Origin of the sequence: Arenimonas sp. (assembly GCF_044348765.1) — a bacterium.
Taxonomy (GTDB): Bacteria; Pseudomonadota; Gammaproteobacteria; order Xanthomonadales; family Xanthomonadaceae; genus Arenimonas.
The window spans coordinates 25,610-40,231 of record NZ_JBIKSE010000004.1; the positions used below are offsets into that span (position 1 = coordinate 25,610).

At 60.3% G+C, this 14,622-nt stretch carries 13 protein-coding genes; 10 read left to right on the forward strand and 3 right to left on the reverse strand.

All coding sequences use genetic code 11. From position 1 onward, the window contains the following. Positions 1-19: 19 nt before the first annotated feature. The 3 genes from ACIQ0Q_RS01465 to groES form a co-directional block, all read right to left on the reverse strand. Positions 20-1,021: a TraB/GumN family protein gene (locus ACIQ0Q_RS01465; protein ID WP_395771170.1), complete on the reverse strand. Its 1,002-nt coding sequence runs from the start codon at positions 1,019-1,021 to the stop codon at positions 20-22. A gap of 115 nt (positions 1,022-1,136) precedes the next feature. Beyond that, positions 1,137-2,777 carry a chaperonin GroEL gene (gene groL, locus ACIQ0Q_RS01470; RefSeq protein ID WP_395771171.1) on the reverse strand — a complete coding sequence of 547 codons (1,641 nt, stop codon included), beginning with the start codon at positions 2,775-2,777 and terminating at the stop codon, positions 1,137-1,139. 33 nt (positions 2,778-2,810) lie between these two features. Then, positions 2,811-3,098 (reverse strand): co-chaperone GroES, encoded by a 288-nt coding sequence (gene groES, locus ACIQ0Q_RS01475; RefSeq protein WP_297800893.1) that lies wholly within the window; start codon positions 3,096-3,098, stop codon positions 2,811-2,813. Between the two features lie 212 nt (positions 3,099-3,310). Between groES and ACIQ0Q_RS01480 the strand changes: the two genes are divergently transcribed. The 10 genes from ACIQ0Q_RS01480 to ACIQ0Q_RS01525 all read left to right on the forward strand — a co-directional run bounded on the left by ACIQ0Q_RS01480 (position 3,311) and on the right by ACIQ0Q_RS01525 (position 14,611). After that, complete coding sequence (locus ACIQ0Q_RS01480; RefSeq protein WP_395771172.1) at positions 3,311-5,404, forward strand: protein-disulfide reductase DsbD family protein; 2,094 nt, start codon at positions 3,311-3,313, stop codon at positions 5,402-5,404. Further along, entirely contained in the window at positions 5,401-5,988 is a 588-nt protein-coding gene (locus tag ACIQ0Q_RS01485) for a TlpA family protein disulfide reductase (protein ID WP_395771173.1), read from the forward strand. The genes ACIQ0Q_RS01480 and ACIQ0Q_RS01485 overlap by 4 nt, the downstream gene beginning before the upstream one ends. A gap of 111 nt (positions 5,989-6,099) precedes the next feature. Further along, positions 6,100-6,558, forward strand: coding sequence for a type II 3-dehydroquinate dehydratase (gene aroQ / locus ACIQ0Q_RS01490; protein ID WP_395771174.1), 459 nt, complete (start codon positions 6,100-6,102; stop codon positions 6,556-6,558). A 20-nt stretch (positions 6,559-6,578) separates the two neighbouring features. Continuing rightward, on the forward strand, positions 6,579-7,058 hold the full coding sequence (accB, locus tag ACIQ0Q_RS01495) for an acetyl-CoA carboxylase biotin carboxyl carrier protein (protein WP_395771175.1): 480 nt from the start codon (positions 6,579-6,581) through the stop codon (positions 7,056-7,058). A 13-nt stretch (positions 7,059-7,071) separates the two neighbouring features. Then, the gene (accC, locus tag ACIQ0Q_RS01500; RefSeq protein ID WP_395771176.1) at positions 7,072-8,439 is read left to right on the forward strand and encodes an acetyl-CoA carboxylase biotin carboxylase subunit; all 1,368 of its coding nucleotides are present in this window, start codon (positions 7,072-7,074) and stop codon (positions 8,437-8,439) included. Next, positions 8,439-9,335: a 50S ribosomal protein L11 methyltransferase gene (prmA, locus tag ACIQ0Q_RS01505; RefSeq protein ID WP_395771177.1), complete on the forward strand. Its 897-nt coding sequence runs from the start codon at positions 8,439-8,441 to the stop codon at positions 9,333-9,335. Before accC ends, prmA begins: the two co-directional genes overlap by 1 nt. Positions 9,336-9,490: 155 nt before the next feature. Further along, positions 9,491-9,763, forward strand: coding sequence for a helix-turn-helix domain-containing protein (locus tag ACIQ0Q_RS01510; protein ID WP_395771207.1), 273 nt, complete (start codon positions 9,491-9,493; stop codon positions 9,761-9,763). 56 nt (positions 9,764-9,819) lie between these two features. Next, positions 9,820-11,391: a bifunctional phosphoribosylaminoimidazolecarboxamide formyltransferase/IMP cyclohydrolase gene (gene purH / locus ACIQ0Q_RS01515; protein WP_395771178.1), complete on the forward strand. Its 1,572-nt coding sequence runs from the start codon at positions 9,820-9,822 to the stop codon at positions 11,389-11,391. A 9-nt stretch (positions 11,392-11,400) separates the two neighbouring features. Then, on the forward strand, positions 11,401-12,687 hold the full coding sequence (gene purD, locus ACIQ0Q_RS01520) for a phosphoribosylamine--glycine ligase (protein WP_395771179.1): 1,287 nt from the start codon (positions 11,401-11,403) through the stop codon (positions 12,685-12,687). 40 nt (positions 12,688-12,727) lie between these two features. Next, entirely contained in the window at positions 12,728-14,611 is a 1,884-nt protein-coding gene (locus ACIQ0Q_RS01525) for an MFS transporter (RefSeq protein ID WP_395771180.1), read from the forward strand. Positions 14,612-14,622 lie beyond the last annotated feature (11 nt).

A 14,622-nucleotide genomic window follows, 5' to 3' on the forward strand; every position in this document is an offset into this window, starting at 1 on the left:
CGCAGTTGTGCGGCAATGCCTACGGCACGTACACTGGTTCGGTAATGACATAACCGCGGGCCTGCAGGCGGTCAAGCAATCCGCCGGGTGCAATCAAGTCGGCGATATTGACCACGGCCACGGTAGAAGGATTCTTCGCCACGGCGGCATCCACCGCCTGCAGCCAGGCACTCCGTGCACGTTGCTGCACATCACCCAAGCCGGCGCTCTGACCAATACCGGAACCGACCAAGGCATCAATGCAGGCCCCGGAAAAATCGGTTTGCGCAATACGCCGGTAGCCAGCGATATCGCCGACCGCCCATAGACGCCCGCGTTCGCCCATGAACTGCACATCGCGTTCGATACTGTCCAAAGTTTTCTCGAAGCAGGCAACATCGCTGAGCGCACGCTTGTTGAACTCCTTGATGAATTTTTTCGGATCGCCGATATCCACGGTGATTTCCGGGCGCGTCACCGGCACATCGGCTTTCTTGGCCAGGTCCTTGGCTTCCGGCCAGACAATGCCCTTGTTGCTTAGGCCGGCCTTGCGGATGGCTTTTTCGTACAATTCCTGCGCAGCGAAAATCGGACGCCAGCTTTCGATATCCTTGTCATTACCGATGTACTTCTGCTTCATCACCTGCCAACGGCGATAGGTTTCCGGCTGCAGGATCTCCTGCAGCGTACGGCCATCGGGATTCTTACGCGCTTTCAAAAGCGAAGGCACCAAACCGATTTTGGCAAAGAAACCGAGCTTGCTGTCGAGTTTGACCGATGGCCCACCGATCAGCGCCTGCGATTGGGCCAGACGGCGCTCGAGCTTGATGGTTTCCCATTCCATGCCCTTGGGTACCGGCCGGATCGAGGCCAAAATCCAGACGATGTTGCCGCCTTTACTGGCCTGCCAGAAACCGGGCCCAGGCAAAACGCCTTTGACCTCGACGGTATTGGCCACCACCACGGGCGGTGTGGCCGCAACGTCCTGCGACAGGACCGGAGTGGCGCTGATGGACAGCAGCAGAGGTAGGATGAGACGCATGGCTTTTCCGGAGAGGCAATGATGCATTCTATGACAGGTTGATGTGAAGAATGTTGCAATGAAAAACCCCGCTCGGAAGCGGGGCTCTTTTCAGGCCTGCATGTACAGGGCTGGATTAGAAATCCATGCCGCCCATACCACCCATGCCACCGCCCGGCGGCATCATCGGCTCGTCTTTCTTCGGCGCCTCGGCCACCATCGCTTCGGTGGTAATCATCAGGCCGGCGATCGAACTGGCGTTCTGTAGTGCGGTCCGAGTGACTTTGGTCGGATCCAGGATGCCCATGGCGACCATGTCGCCGTATTCACCGCTGGCGGCGTTATATCCGAAGTTGCCGGAACCTTCCTTGACCTTGTTCAGCACCACCGACGGCTCTTCGCCGCAGTTGGTGACGATTTCACGCAGCGGTGCTTCCATGGCGCGCAGCGCCAAGGCGATACCGACGTTCTGATCGTCATTGGCGCCTTTCAGAGTGCCGATGGTGGTCAATGCACGGATCAGAGCAACGCCGCCGCCCGGAACAATGCCTTCCTCGACCGCGGCACGGGTCGCGTGCAGGGCGTCTTCGACACGGGCTTTCTTTTCCTTCATTTCGACTTCGGTAGCAGCGCCGACTTTGATTACGGCGACACCGCCGGCCAGCTTGGCGACGCGTTCCTGCAGTTTTTCACGGTCGTAATCCGAGGAGGTTTCCTCGACCTGGGCTTTGATCTGCTTGACACGGGACTGGATACCTGCGGCTTCGCCGGCACCGTCGATGATGGTGGTGTTTTCTTTGGAGACCTGGATCTTCTTGGCGCGGCCGAGATCCTTGATGGTGGCCTTATCAAGCGAAAGACCAACCTCTTCGGAAATCACGGTGCCGCCGGTCAGGATGGCCATGTCTTCCAGCATCGCTTTGCGGCGGTCGCCGAAGCCCGGGGCTTTGACGGCGCAGACCTTAACGATACCACGGATGGTATTGACCACCAGCGTGGCCAGCGCTTCGCCTTCCACTTCCTCGGCGACGATCAGCAACGGTTTTCCGGCCTTGGCAACGGCTTCCAGCACCGGCAGCAGATCGCGCACGTTGGAGATTTTCTTGTCGTACAGCAGAATGAACGGATCATCCAACTCGGCCGACATCGATTGTTGGTTATTGACGAAATATGGGGACAGGTAGCCGCGGTCGAACTGCATGCCTTCGACCACATCGAGTTCGTTTTCCAGACCCGAACCTTCTTCCACAGTGATGACGCCTTCCTTGCCGACTTTGTCCATGGCCTTGGCGATCAGATCGCCGATGTTTTGGTCGGAGTTGGCCGAGATCGAACCGACCTGGGCAATTTCCTTGCTGGTGGCGCAGGGCTTGCTCAGTTTCTTCAGCTCTTCCACGGCGGCACCGACGGCCTTGTCCATGCCGCGCTTGAGATCCATGGGGTTCATGCCGGCGGCTACGGCCTTCATGCCTTCGCGGATCATCGCCTGGGCCAGAACGGTCGCGGTGGTGGTGCCGTCACCGGCGATGTCGGCGGTCTTGGTGGCGACTTCCTTCACCATCTGGGCGCCCATGTTTTCGAACTTGTCGGCTAACTCGATTTCCTTAGCCACGGACACGCCGTCCTTGGTGATGGTCGGAGCACCGAAGCTTTTATCGAGCACGACATTGCGGCCTTTCGGACCGAGAGTGGCCTTGACGGCGTTTGCGAGAACGTTGACGCCTTTGACCATACGCGCGCGCGCGTCTTCGCCGAAGCGGATATCTTTTGCTGCCATGATTGTGTTCCTCAGTAATTCGTGGATTGGGAATTAGGCCAGGATGGCCAGGATGTCGTCTTCTTTGACGACCAGGATTTCGACGCCATCGTGTTTGATTTCGGTGCCGGCGTATTTGCCGAACAGGACCTTGTCACCCACTTTGACTTTCGGCGCGCGGACGCTGCCGTTATCCAGCGGCTTGCCTTCACCCACCGCCAACACTTCACCTTTCACCGGTTTTTCAGTGGCCGAATCCGGAATGACGATGCCGCCGGCGGACAGTTTTTCTTCTTCCATGCGTTTGATGACAACGCGATCATGCAGAGGCTTGATGTTCATAAATTACCTTTGTGTTTAAAATCAATATGTTGAGTAAATCCCGAGTCGGCGTTTAGCACTCGGGAAAGCAGAGTGCCAGATTCTACGCGAAAATGCCCAGCTCTGGGGTGTTGCCTTAATGGGGGCCGGTGGTTCGGCTTTCAAGGGGTCGGCAAAGCGCCCGCTTTGGGCTACCCTAGAAAGCCGTTGAAAACCGCCTGTCCGGAACGCCCGTGAACCGTATTGTTCTCTGCCTAGCCCTGCTTTCCCTGTCGTCCGCATCGGCACGTGCCGCTTCCGAAGCCGATCTGCTGCCGGTGGATCAGGCCTACCCGATTTCAATCGATGCAGTGCGTACCGACAGCGTCCGGATCCGATGGGGCATCGCCGACGGCTACTATCTTTACAAGCACCGTACCGCCATCGAAAGCGATAACCCGGAGGTGACGCTGGAGCCGCTACAGCTTCCTGCCGGCAAACCCTACCGCGATGAATTCTTCGGCGATGTCGAAACCTACCGCAAGGAATTGGTCACCACGGTCCGTTTCAGCGCGCCGGACGGCACCGGCCATCTGCTGTTGCGCCTGCAATATCAAGGCTGTGCCGACATCGGCATCTGTTATCCGCCGCAGAACAAACGTCTGCGCATCCCGCTGACGACTACCGACACCGATGGCATGGCTGTACTTGGTCTGGATGCCGCCGACGATAGCACCCTGCGGGAACAAGATGCGTTCCGCGTCGAAGCCATCGTCGGTGATGCCGGATCACTACTACTGAAATTGACGCCGGCTGAAGGTTACTACCTGTATCGCGACAAAATTGCCTTCAGCACATCGCAGGACGCCATCGCCGAACTGGGCAAAGCGAAGCTGCCAGAAGCGGTGTGGTATCCCGATCCGGAATTCGGCACCGTGCCGGTATATTTCGAGCCAGCAGAAATCGTCCTGCCCCTGCAACGAAAGCGTACGAAGGCCGGCACCCTGCAATTGACCGTGAATTATCAGGGTTGCAAGGAAAACGGTATCTGCTATCCGCCGATGAAAAAAACGCTCACGCTCGGACTTCCCGCCGGTAGCACGGTCAGTGATGCCGGTGCTGTCGATACCAAGGCGCCAGCCATGCTACTGCAATGGTTGCCGGCGTTGCTCCTAGCGCTTCTGGGCGGACTGATTCTCAACCTGATGCCCTGCGTGCTGCCGGTACTGTCGTTCAAGGCTATGGCGCTGGCAAAGGCCAACACCCCCGGCCATGCCCGCAGCCATGCCCTGTGGTACACCTCCGGCGTCATGAGCAGTTTTGCCGCACTCGGCATTGGCGTGCTGGCGCTGCGTAGTGCCGGTCAAGCCATGGGCTGGGGCTTCCAGTTGCAGCAGCCAATTATCGTCGGCGGTCTTGCGCTGCTGATGTTCGGTATCGGTTTGATGATGTCAGGTCTTTTCAACTGGGGCTCCGGCTTCGCCGGCATGGGACAATCGCTCACCGAAAAATCCGGCCCCACCGGTGACTTCTTCACCGGCGTTCTGGCGGTGGTAGTGGCCAGCCCGTGCACCGCACCGTTCATGGGCAGTGCCTTGGCGTTCGCTTTCACCGCACATTGGCTACTGGCCTTATCCGTTTTCCTGGCCTTGGGTCTGGGTCTAGCACTGCCGTTCCTGCTGATCGGCTTCCTGCCCGGCCTTGCCGGTAGATTGCCGAAGCCCGGCGCCTGGATGGACACGCTCAAGCATTGGCTGGCCTATCCGATGTACCTAACCGCGGTATGGTTGGCTTGGGTATTCGGAAACCAGAAAGGCGTGGATGGCTTGGCACTGCTGTTGCTTGCCGCCACCATGCTGGCCGCCGCACTGTGGTGGTTCGAGCGTCAGAAACTGAACCCCAACCTGCGCGCCAAAGCCATTGTGCTGGCGCTGGGCGTACTGGCCGCTGCCAGCTTCGGTGCCGCCCTGCAACAAGCGCAACCGGGCGCAACAATCAGCACGCAAGGCAAGAATTACGAAGCGTTCAGTCCGCAACGCCTGGCCGAACTGCGCGCACAGGGCACGCCGGTGTTCGTCGACATGACCGCCGACTGGTGCATTACCTGCAAGGTCAATGAAAAAGCAGTACTGCATACGGACGCCTTTACGCAGCTACTGAGAGAGGCCGGCACCGTGTATCTGGTCGGTGATTGGACTAACCAAGACCCGGCCATCAGCGCCTATTTGGATCAATACGATACTCCGGGCGTGCCGCTGTATGTGGTCTATCCCAACGGCCCGGGCGAAGGCAAGAAACTGCCACAGCTACTGACGCTCGATATCATGCGTGACGCGCTGGTGCCATGAATCCACTGAAGGTGGTGGCGCTAGCGTTTTTGGCAGCCCTACTGGGATTGGCGGCCGGAGTGTTCGTTGCCGGACCCGGTATTTTGCTGCGCACCGACGTCGGACAGGCGCTGTTCGAGCACGTGCTGCCACCAAAATATCCGGCACCGGGCGGTGCCGCCAGCATCGGCGACACAGTGCGGCCTTTCACGGTGACCAGCTTCGATGGGAGCCCGCGTATGCTGCCAAGCCCGGGCCGTTGGCAGATCGTCAACTACTGGGCCAGCTGGTGCGGCCCCTGTCGGTTGGAAATGCCATGGCTGGATGCTGTCCATGCCGACAGCCGAGGACGCTACGAGGTCGTTGGCATCGCGCTGGAAGCCCCGGATGCGGCCGTCACCCTATTGAGTGAAATTCCGGTCCGATTTGCCCAACACCACGAGCCGCCTGGCGCGGCCGATAGCTCGGTAATTCTGGGTAATGGCTGGGGGGTTCTGCCGTTCACGGTGCTGATTGACCCACAAGGGCGTTTGGTCAAACGCCATATCGGCGTATTTGCCGGCGAAGCCCAATTGCGCGAATGGCTGCAGGATGGCATGCGCTGATGCCAACGGTGATTAAAATTCAAACAGCATTCATTTTCAGCTAAATTACGTCATTATCTGGACAAAACCGCTCAAGTTTGCGAAAATTGTCGTTCGCTTGGGGAGGATGCTGTGGCGTATTTTCTGATATTGAACGGCCCGAATCTGAATCTGCTAGGGCAACGCGAGCCGGGCATTTACGGCACGGAGACCCTGACACAGATCAACGACGGCCTCAGAATTCAGGCCGAAAGCGCCGGTCACCGCATCACCTTCCTGCAGAGCAATGCCGAACATGAACTGGTCGAGGCGGTGCAGAAGGCGCCCGCCCAGGGCGTGAATGCCATCCTGATCAATCCGGCGGCGTTCACCCACACCTCAGTCGCCCTGCGCGATGCCTTCGCGGCGGTCGGCCTGCCCTTCATCGAAGCGCACCTGTCAAATCCGCACAGCCGCGAACCGTTCCGGCAGCATTCCTATTTTTCCGATCTGGCCAAAGCCGTCATCTGCGGCTTCGGTCCCGACAGCTACCGCTTTGCCCTGGCGCAACTGATGCAGTGGTTTCCCGCATCCACTGCCGACACCCCCTGAACCACGCACCCGAGGTCATTATGGACTTACGCAAAATCAAAGCTCTGATCGAACTGCTGGAAAAATCCAGTCTGTCCGAGCTGGAAATCAAGGAAGGCGAGGAGACCGTGCGCCTGGCCCGGCATAGCAGCATGGCCGCACCGGCTCCGGTCGTGCATCATGTGTCGGCGCCGATGCCCGCCACAGAAGCCCCGGCACGTGTACCGGCCGCCAACCCCGGTCCGTCGGCCGAGGCCGTCGGCAAATCGACCAGGTCGGTTCCGGACGGCCACACTGTGCGTTCGCCGATGGTCGGCACCTTCTACGCCTCGCCCAGTCCGGAAGCCGCACCCTATGTGCGGATCGGACAGACCGTGAAAGCCGGCGACACCATCGGCATCATCGAAGCGATGAAGATGTTCAATCCGATCGAAGCCGACGTGTCGGGCACCGTGACCACCATCCTGGTCCAGCCGGGCCAGGCGATCGAATTCGACGAAGCGATGTTCATCATCTCCTGAGCAGGTTGAATCCATGTTGAAGAAAGTCGTCATCGCCAACCGTGGCGAAATCGCATTGCGCATCCTGCGCGCCTGCCGCGCACTCGGCATCAAGACCGTGGCCGTGCACTCCACGGTCGACCGCAACCTGAAGCACGTGGCCATGGCCGACGAATCGGTCTGCATCGGTCCGGCGCCGTCGATTGAAAGCTATCTGAACGTTCCGGCCATCATCGCCGCCGCGGAAGTGACCGACGCCGACGCCATCCATCCGGGCTACGGTTTCCTGTCCGAAAACGCCACCTTCTGCGAGCGCGCCGAAGGCTCCGGCTTCATCTTCATCGGCCCCACCGCCGATGTCATCCGCATGATGGGCGACAAGGTCGAAGCCATCCGCGCCATGAAGGATGCCGGTGTGCCCTGCGTGCCCGGCTCGGACGGACCGCTCGGCGACGATGCCATGGCCAACCTGAGAATGGCCGAAGAGATCGGCTATCCGGTGATTATCAAAGCGGCCGGCGGCGGCGGCGGACGCGGCATGCGTGTGGTGCGCGAAGCCGACAGCCTGATTACCTCGATCGCCACCACCCAGCAGGAAGCCAAGGCTGCATTCAACAACGACATGGTCTACATGGAGAAATTCCTGGAGAACCCGCGCCATATCGAAATCCAGGTACTGTCCGACGGCCAGGGCAATGCCATCCATCTGGGCGAACGCGATTGCTCGATGCAACGCCGCCACCAGAAAGTAGTGGAAGAAGCGCCGGCACCGGGCATCACCCCCGAGCAGCGTGCCGAAATCGGCCGCATCTGTACCGAAGCCTGCGTGCGCATCGGGTACCGCGGCGCAGGCACCTTCGAATTCCTGTATGAAAACGGCCGTTTCTATTTCATCGAAATGAACACCCGCATCCAGGTCGAGCATCCGGTTACCGAAATGATCACCGGCGTCGACCTGGTGCGTGAACAACTGCTGATCGCCTCCGGCCAAAAACTGTCGCTCACTCAGGACGACATCGTCATCCGCGGCCACGCCATCGAATGCCGCATCAATGCCGAAGATCCGGACAGCTTCCTGCCGAGCCCGGGCCTGATCAAACATTTCCATTCGCCGGGCGGTCCGGGCGTGCGCGTGGATTCGCACATCTACGAAGGCTACAAAGTTCCGCCGAATTACGATTCCATGATCGGCAAGTTGATTGTGCATGGCAACACGCGTGAACAGGCCATTTACCGCATGCGCTGCGCGCTTTCGGAAATGATCGTGGATGGCATCAAGACCAATGTGCCGCTGCAGCAGCGCATTCTGGCCGATACCGGCTTCTTTCAGGGCGGCACCAATATCCACTATCTGGAAAAACGTCTGGCCGAACGCAAAGACAAAGGCCTCGGCCTGACCTGATGCCCTTCCTCGAGCTGTCCATCGCCTGCAAGTCCAGCGAGGAGGCGCGGGTGGAAACCGCGCTGAACGAACTCGGCGCGCTCAGCGTGTCGCTGCTGGACGCGGCGGATGCCGACAATGAAAAAGCCATTCTCGAACCCGGCGTCGGCGAAACCCCGTTGTGGAACGACATCGTGCTGCTGGCCTTGTTCGATGCCGGTACTCACGAAGGCCTGCTGTTGCATGCGCTGGACGCCTACGACAGCGGCATCGACTGGTCCAGCGCCAGCTTCCGCACGGTGGAAGATCAGGATTGGGAACGGGCCTGGCTGGATCAATTCGAGCCGATGCGCTTCGGCAACCGTACCTGGATCATCCCCTGGCACCGAGAGGCGCCGCCGGAAGCAGCCGAGGGTACCATCATCCGCCTGGACCCGGGCTTGGCCTTCGGTTCCGGCACGCACCCGACCACCGCACTCTGCCTGCAATGGCTGGATGGCCTCGATTTGCAGGACCGCGAGGTGCTCGACTTCGGTTGCGGTTCCGGCATCCTGGCCTTGGCGGCACTGAAGCTGGGCGCGGCCTCGGCGATCGGCGTCGACAACGATCCGCAGGCGTTGATTGCCACGCAGGATAACGCCGAACGCAACGGGGTTAGCCGCGCGCTACAGGTGTATCTGCCCGAAACCGAACCGCTGCGCCAATATCCGGTGGTCATTGCCAACATCCTGGCCTCGGCGCTCATTGCCCTGCATGATACGTTGGCGGCACGCACACAGTCCGGTGGCGTCATTGCCCTATCCGGCATTCTGAAAGGCCAGGAATACGAGGTTTTGGAAGTGTTCGCAGCACATTTCGATGCATTGACGGTGACGCAGCAGGACGACTGGGTCCGGATTGATGGCCGTAAACGCTGAGAAAAATAGCCTTTGCGAGCCGAAAACTTTCGTGCTGGCCCGGGCAAGGCCGCCAACTCCGCCTTCGACTCTCACTGAGACGTTCAGGTAGCCGGTGTCAAATCCGGCTAAACTACACGACCGGAAATTGTCAGCCTGAGCCGTTCGTGAACTCCCTGCACCTCATCCACAGCACCACCTCCGATGCCAAATCCCAACCCTGCCTGAAAGATGTCGTGGCTCGCGTGGTACGTCGGTACCTGCAAGACATGGGTCACGCCCCGAGCAGTGATCTGTATGACACCGTACTGGCCGAAGTCGAGCCGGCGTTGCTGCAGGAAGTGATGATTCATTGCCGTGGCAATCAGAGCCGCGCTGCCGAAATTCTCGGTCTGAATCGCGCCACTCTGCGCAAAAAGCTCAAGCAATACGCGGTTTCCGGGAGCTGAGGTCGCCCAATGCATCACCCCGAGGGTTTATAATCAAGACCCTTCCGGAGTGATTTATGCCTGCTACCTGTCATCCCGTCCGCCGGGCCCTGCTGTCGGTGTCCGATAAGTCCGGCCTACTGCCGCTGGCTGAAGCCCTCATTGCACATGGCGTGCAGCTGCTCTCCACCGGCGGTACCGCCAAAGCCCTGCGCGACGCCGGTCTGACCGTCATCGATGTCAGCACCGTCACCGGCTTTCCGGAAATCATGGATGGCCGGGTGAAAACCCTGCACCCGAAAATCCACGGCGGCCTGCTGTCGCGCGCCGGCACCGATGACGCGGTCAGCGCCGAATACGGTATCGAGGCCATCGATCTGCTGGTGGTGAACCTGTATCCGTTCGCGGCCACCGTTGCCAAATCCGACTGCAGCTACGACGACGCCATCGAGAATATCGATATCGGCGGACCGGCTATGCTGCGCGCTGCTGCAAAAAACCATGCGCGCGTGGCCGTACTGACCGATCCGGCCGATTACGCCGGCTTCATCGAAGCACTGGCCGACGGCGGCAGTACTGCGGCGCAGCGCCGCGTGTGGGCCGCGAAAACTTACGCGCACACCAGCGCCTACGACGGCCAGATCACCGAATGGCTGTCTAAGCGCGCCGAAACTCCCGAAGCGCCCACAGCCTGGCCGGCCAGTCTGCATCCGGCTTTCGCACTCGGCAGCGCACTGCGTTATGGTGAGAACCCGCACCAGGCCGGCGCGCTGTTCGTCGAAGCTGGTGCCGGTACCGGCATCGTCACCACCGCGCGTTCCATTCAAGGCAAGGACCTGTCGTTCAATAACATCGCCGATGCCGATGCCGCACTCGAATGCGTCAAGGTCTTCGAGGCGCCGGCCTGCGTCATCGTCAAGCATGCCAATCCCTGCGGCGTAGCCGTGGCCGCCGATATCGGCGATGCCTATGAGCGTGCCTTCGCCACCGATCCGACCTCGGCCTTCGGCGGCATCATTGCCTTCAACCGCATGCTCGACGGCAAAACTGCGAGCGCCATCGCCGAACGCCAGTTCGTGGAAGTGGTAATCGCGCCGGGCATCAGCCCGGAAGCACAGATGGCCTTCGCGCACAAACCCAATGTGCGCGTGCTCGACTGCGGCGCGCTCGACGGCCACCACGGCAACTGGGACTACAAACGCGTGGCTGGCGGCCTACTGGTACAGAACACCGACAGCGACCATCTGGGCAACAAGGACCTGAAAACGGTTAGCGACACCCAGCCGAACCTCGAACAATTGGAAGACCTGCTGTTCGCTTGGAAAGTAGCGATGTTCGTGAAGTCGAACGCCATCGTGTTCGCGCGCGGCCAACGCACCATCGGCATCGGTGCCGGCCAGATGAGCCGTGTCATCAGCGCGAAAATCGCCGGCATCAAGGCCGATGATGCCGGTCTAGCTGTGTCCGGTGCGGTGATGGCTTCCGATGCGTTCTTCCCGTTCCGCGACGGCATCGATACAGCAGCCGCCGCCGGCATCAAAGCCATCATCCAACCCGGCGGATCCATGCGCGACAACGAAGTCATCGACGCCGCCAATGAACATGGCATCGCCATGGTGTTTACCGGCCGCCGTCACTTCAAGCACTGAGGAACCTCCATGAAAATTCTCGTGATCGGATCCGGCGGACGCGAACATGCGTTGGCCTGGCGTTTGGCCCAGTCGCCGCGTATCACGCAAATCCTGGTGGCTCCCGGCAATGCCGGCACCGCCAATGAACACAAATGCCGAAATGTCGCGGTTGCCGTCACCGACATCGATGCTCTACTGGAGCTGGCCTGCGAGGAACGGGTGGCTTTCACTCTGGTCGGTCCGGAAGCACCGCTGGTGCTGGGCGTGGTCGATCTGTTCCAGGCCCATGGCCTGCGCATCTTCGGGCCGCGTCAGGCCGCCGCGCAGCTGGAAGGCAGCAAGGCCTTCGCTAAGGATTTCCTGGCCCGGCACGGCATTCCGACCGCGCATTATGCGGTGTTCGACAACGAAGCCGAAGCGTTGGCGCATGTCGATCACGTCGGCGCACCGATCGTAATCAAGGCCGATGGCCTGGCCGCCGGCAAAGGCGTGGTTGTAGCGATGACATTGGACGAAGCACGTGCGGCGATCACCGATATGCTCGGCAACAACCAGTTCGGTGACGCCGGTACACGCGTAGTGATCGAGGAATTTCTGGTCGGCGAAGAAGCCAGTTTCATTTCGATGGTGGACGGCCGCACCGCACTGCCGATGGCCACCAGCCAGGACCACAAACGCGTGGGTGACGGCGACACCGGTCCGAATACCGGCGGCATGGGCGCGTATTCGCCGGCCCCGGTGGTCACTCCGGAAGTACACGCGCGGGTCATGCGCAAAGTGGTCGAACCGACCGTGCGCGGCATGATTGCGGACGGCATGCCGTTCACCGGATTCCTGTATGCCGGCCTGATGATCGATCATGCCGGCGCACCGAAGGTAATCGAATTCAATGTGCGTTTCGGCGATCCGGAAACCCAGCCGGTGATGTTGCGTCTACAATCGGACTTCAGTGAACTGATCGAAGCCGCCATCGACGGCCGCCTGCATGACACCGAAGCGCGCTGGGATCCGCGCCCGGCACTCGGCGTGGTGATGGCCGCCGAACACTACCCGGGCACGCCGCGCACCGGCGATGTCATCCACGGCCTCGACATCGACGCGCCGCCCGGCAGCAAACTGTTCCACGCCGGCACCGTGCTCGAAGACGGTCAGGTACTGACCAGCGGCGGACGTGTACTGTGCGCCACCGCGCTCGGTACTACGGTAGCAGAGGCGCAGAACATAGCCTATACACTGGCCGACCAGATTTCATGGCTGGGCGAGTTCCACCGCAGCGATATCGGTTGGCGTGCCATCGAACGCGAGCGCGGCTGAACGGCTATAGTAGGTCTTGGTCACCGAACACCCGCGTACCATGGCCCACTCGCAATTCGAACTGCTCAAGCAACGCCGCTTCCTGCCGTTCTTCCTGACGCAGGCGTTGGGCGCTTTCAACGATAATGTATTCCGTAATGCCATGCTGGCGCTGATGGTGTATCAGATGGGCCTGAGCACGGAGCAGTCTACGCTTTATGCCAATCTGGCGCCGGCACTGTTCATCCTACCCTATTTCCTTTTTTCCGCCACCGCCGGCCAGATCGCTGAGAAGGTCGAGAAGGCGCGCCTGATCCGCATCACTACCGCCATGGAAATCGCCATCATGAGCCTGGCGGCGTACGGCTTCATCTACAGCCTGCCCACACTACTGCTATTCTGCCTCTTCCTGACCGGCGTGCAGTCCACCCTGTTCGGTCCGGTGAAATACGCCATCCTGCCGCAGGTGTTGGCACCAGAAGAGCTCACCGGCGGCAACGGTCTGGTCGAAATGGGCACGTCCATTTCAATTCTGATCGGCATGATCGCCGGCATGTCCTTGCTGATGATTCCCGGTTACGGGCCGCAGGCCGCGGCCGCGGCAATGATCGGCCTAGCGGTGACCGGTCATCTGGTCAGCCGCGCTATTCCGATGGCGCCGGCTATCGCTCCGGATCTGAAAATAAACATAAATATTCTGGCCGAATCTCTGCATGTACTCGGCATGGTCCGCCACAACCCGGTGGTGCGGCGCGCGGTGTTCGGCGTGTCCTGGTTCTGGTTCGTTGGCACACTGCTCAGCGCGCAATTGCCGAATTACGCCAAGCTGCATCTGGGTGGCTTGGAATCCCTGAACCTGTTGGCGCTGGCACTGTTCTCGGTCGGTATCGGCCTGGGTTCGCTGTGGTGCGAAAAACTCTCGCAGCGCACGGTGGAAATCGGTCTGGTGCCGTTCGGCGCACTGGGCATGACCGTATTCTGCGCCGACCTATATTTCGCGCGCCCCGGGTATGCACCGGAAACCGGCATTACCCTCGCGCAGTTCTGGCAACAGACCGGCAGCTTCCGGATTATGGCCGACCTGACTCTGATCGGTCTGTTCGCCGGCTTTTTCATCGTGCCGCTGTTCGCACTAATCCAAAGCCGGACCGAAAAGCATCATCTGTCGCGCGTCATCGCCGGCATGAACATCCAGAACGCGGTATTCATCGTCTCGGCTGCTGCCACCGGCATCGTGCTGCAGCGCTATCTGGGATTCAATATTCCGGACGTGTTCCTGCTACTGTCGGTGCTGAATCTGGCCGCGCTGGTTTACCTGCTGCTGCTGGTGCCGGAATTCTTCCTGCGCTTCCTGGCCTGGATCTACATCCGCATCATGTACCGGGTCGAGGTTCAAGGCATCGAAAAACATGTGCCAGATGATGGTCCAGCGCTGCTGGTGTGCAATCACGTGAGCTACATGGACGCCCTGCTGCTGAGCAGCGCGGTGCCGCGACCGATCCGTTTCGTGATGTACTACAAAATCTTCAATACCCCAGGCGTGCGCTGGGCGTTCAAGGCCGCCAATGCCATTCCGATTGCCGGTAGAAGTGAGGATCCGCAACTGATGGAACGCGCATTCGCAGAAGTCGATAATGCTTTAGCCGACGGCGAACTGGTCTGCATTTTTCCCGAAGGCCGCTTGACTCCCGACGGCGAAATCGGCCCGTTCAAACTCGGCATGGAGCGTATTCTGGCCGCACGCCCGGTGCCGGTGGTGCCGATGACGATCCGCGGCATGTGGGCCAGCATCTTCAGCCGCAACGGCATGATCAACACGTTGCGTCTGCCCAGCCGCATCCGCGCGCACGTGACGGTGCTGGCCGAAGCACCGGTGGATGGCGCCAGCGCCACGGCAGCGGGCATGGAAGAAAAAGTGAAAGCAATGCGGGGCGAGTGGGCCTGAGGCCGAATGCC

Bases quoted from the DNA above. Each gene is read 5' to 3' on its own strand.
- ACIQ0Q_RS01465 (WP_395771170.1), bottom strand. From the start codon at position 1,021: ATGCGTCTCATCCTACCTCTGCTGCTGTCCATCAGCGCCACTCCGGTC.
- groL (WP_395771171.1), bottom strand. From the start codon at position 2,777: ATGGCAGCAAAAGATATCCGCTTCGGCGAAGACGCGCGCGCGCGTATG.
- groES (WP_297800893.1), bottom strand. From the start codon at position 3,098: ATGAACATCAAGCCTCTGCATGATCGCGTTGTCATCAAACGCATGGAA.
- ACIQ0Q_RS01485 (WP_395771173.1), top strand. From the start codon at position 5,401: ATGAATCCACTGAAGGTGGTGGCGCTAGCGTTTTTGGCAGCCCTACTG.
- accB (WP_395771175.1), top strand. From the start codon at position 6,579: ATGGACTTACGCAAAATCAAAGCTCTGATCGAACTGCTGGAAAAATCC.
- accC (WP_395771176.1), top strand. From the start codon at position 7,072: ATGTTGAAGAAAGTCGTCATCGCCAACCGTGGCGAAATCGCATTGCGC.
- prmA (WP_395771177.1), top strand. From the start codon at position 8,439: ATGCCCTTCCTCGAGCTGTCCATCGCCTGCAAGTCCAGCGAGGAGGCG.
- purH (WP_395771178.1), top strand. From the start codon at position 9,820: ATGCCTGCTACCTGTCATCCCGTCCGCCGGGCCCTGCTGTCGGTGTCC.
- purD (WP_395771179.1), top strand. From the start codon at position 11,401: ATGAAAATTCTCGTGATCGGATCCGGCGGACGCGAACATGCGTTGGCC.
- ACIQ0Q_RS01525 (WP_395771180.1), top strand. From the start codon at position 12,728: ATGGCCCACTCGCAATTCGAACTGCTCAAGCAACGCCGCTTCCTGCCG.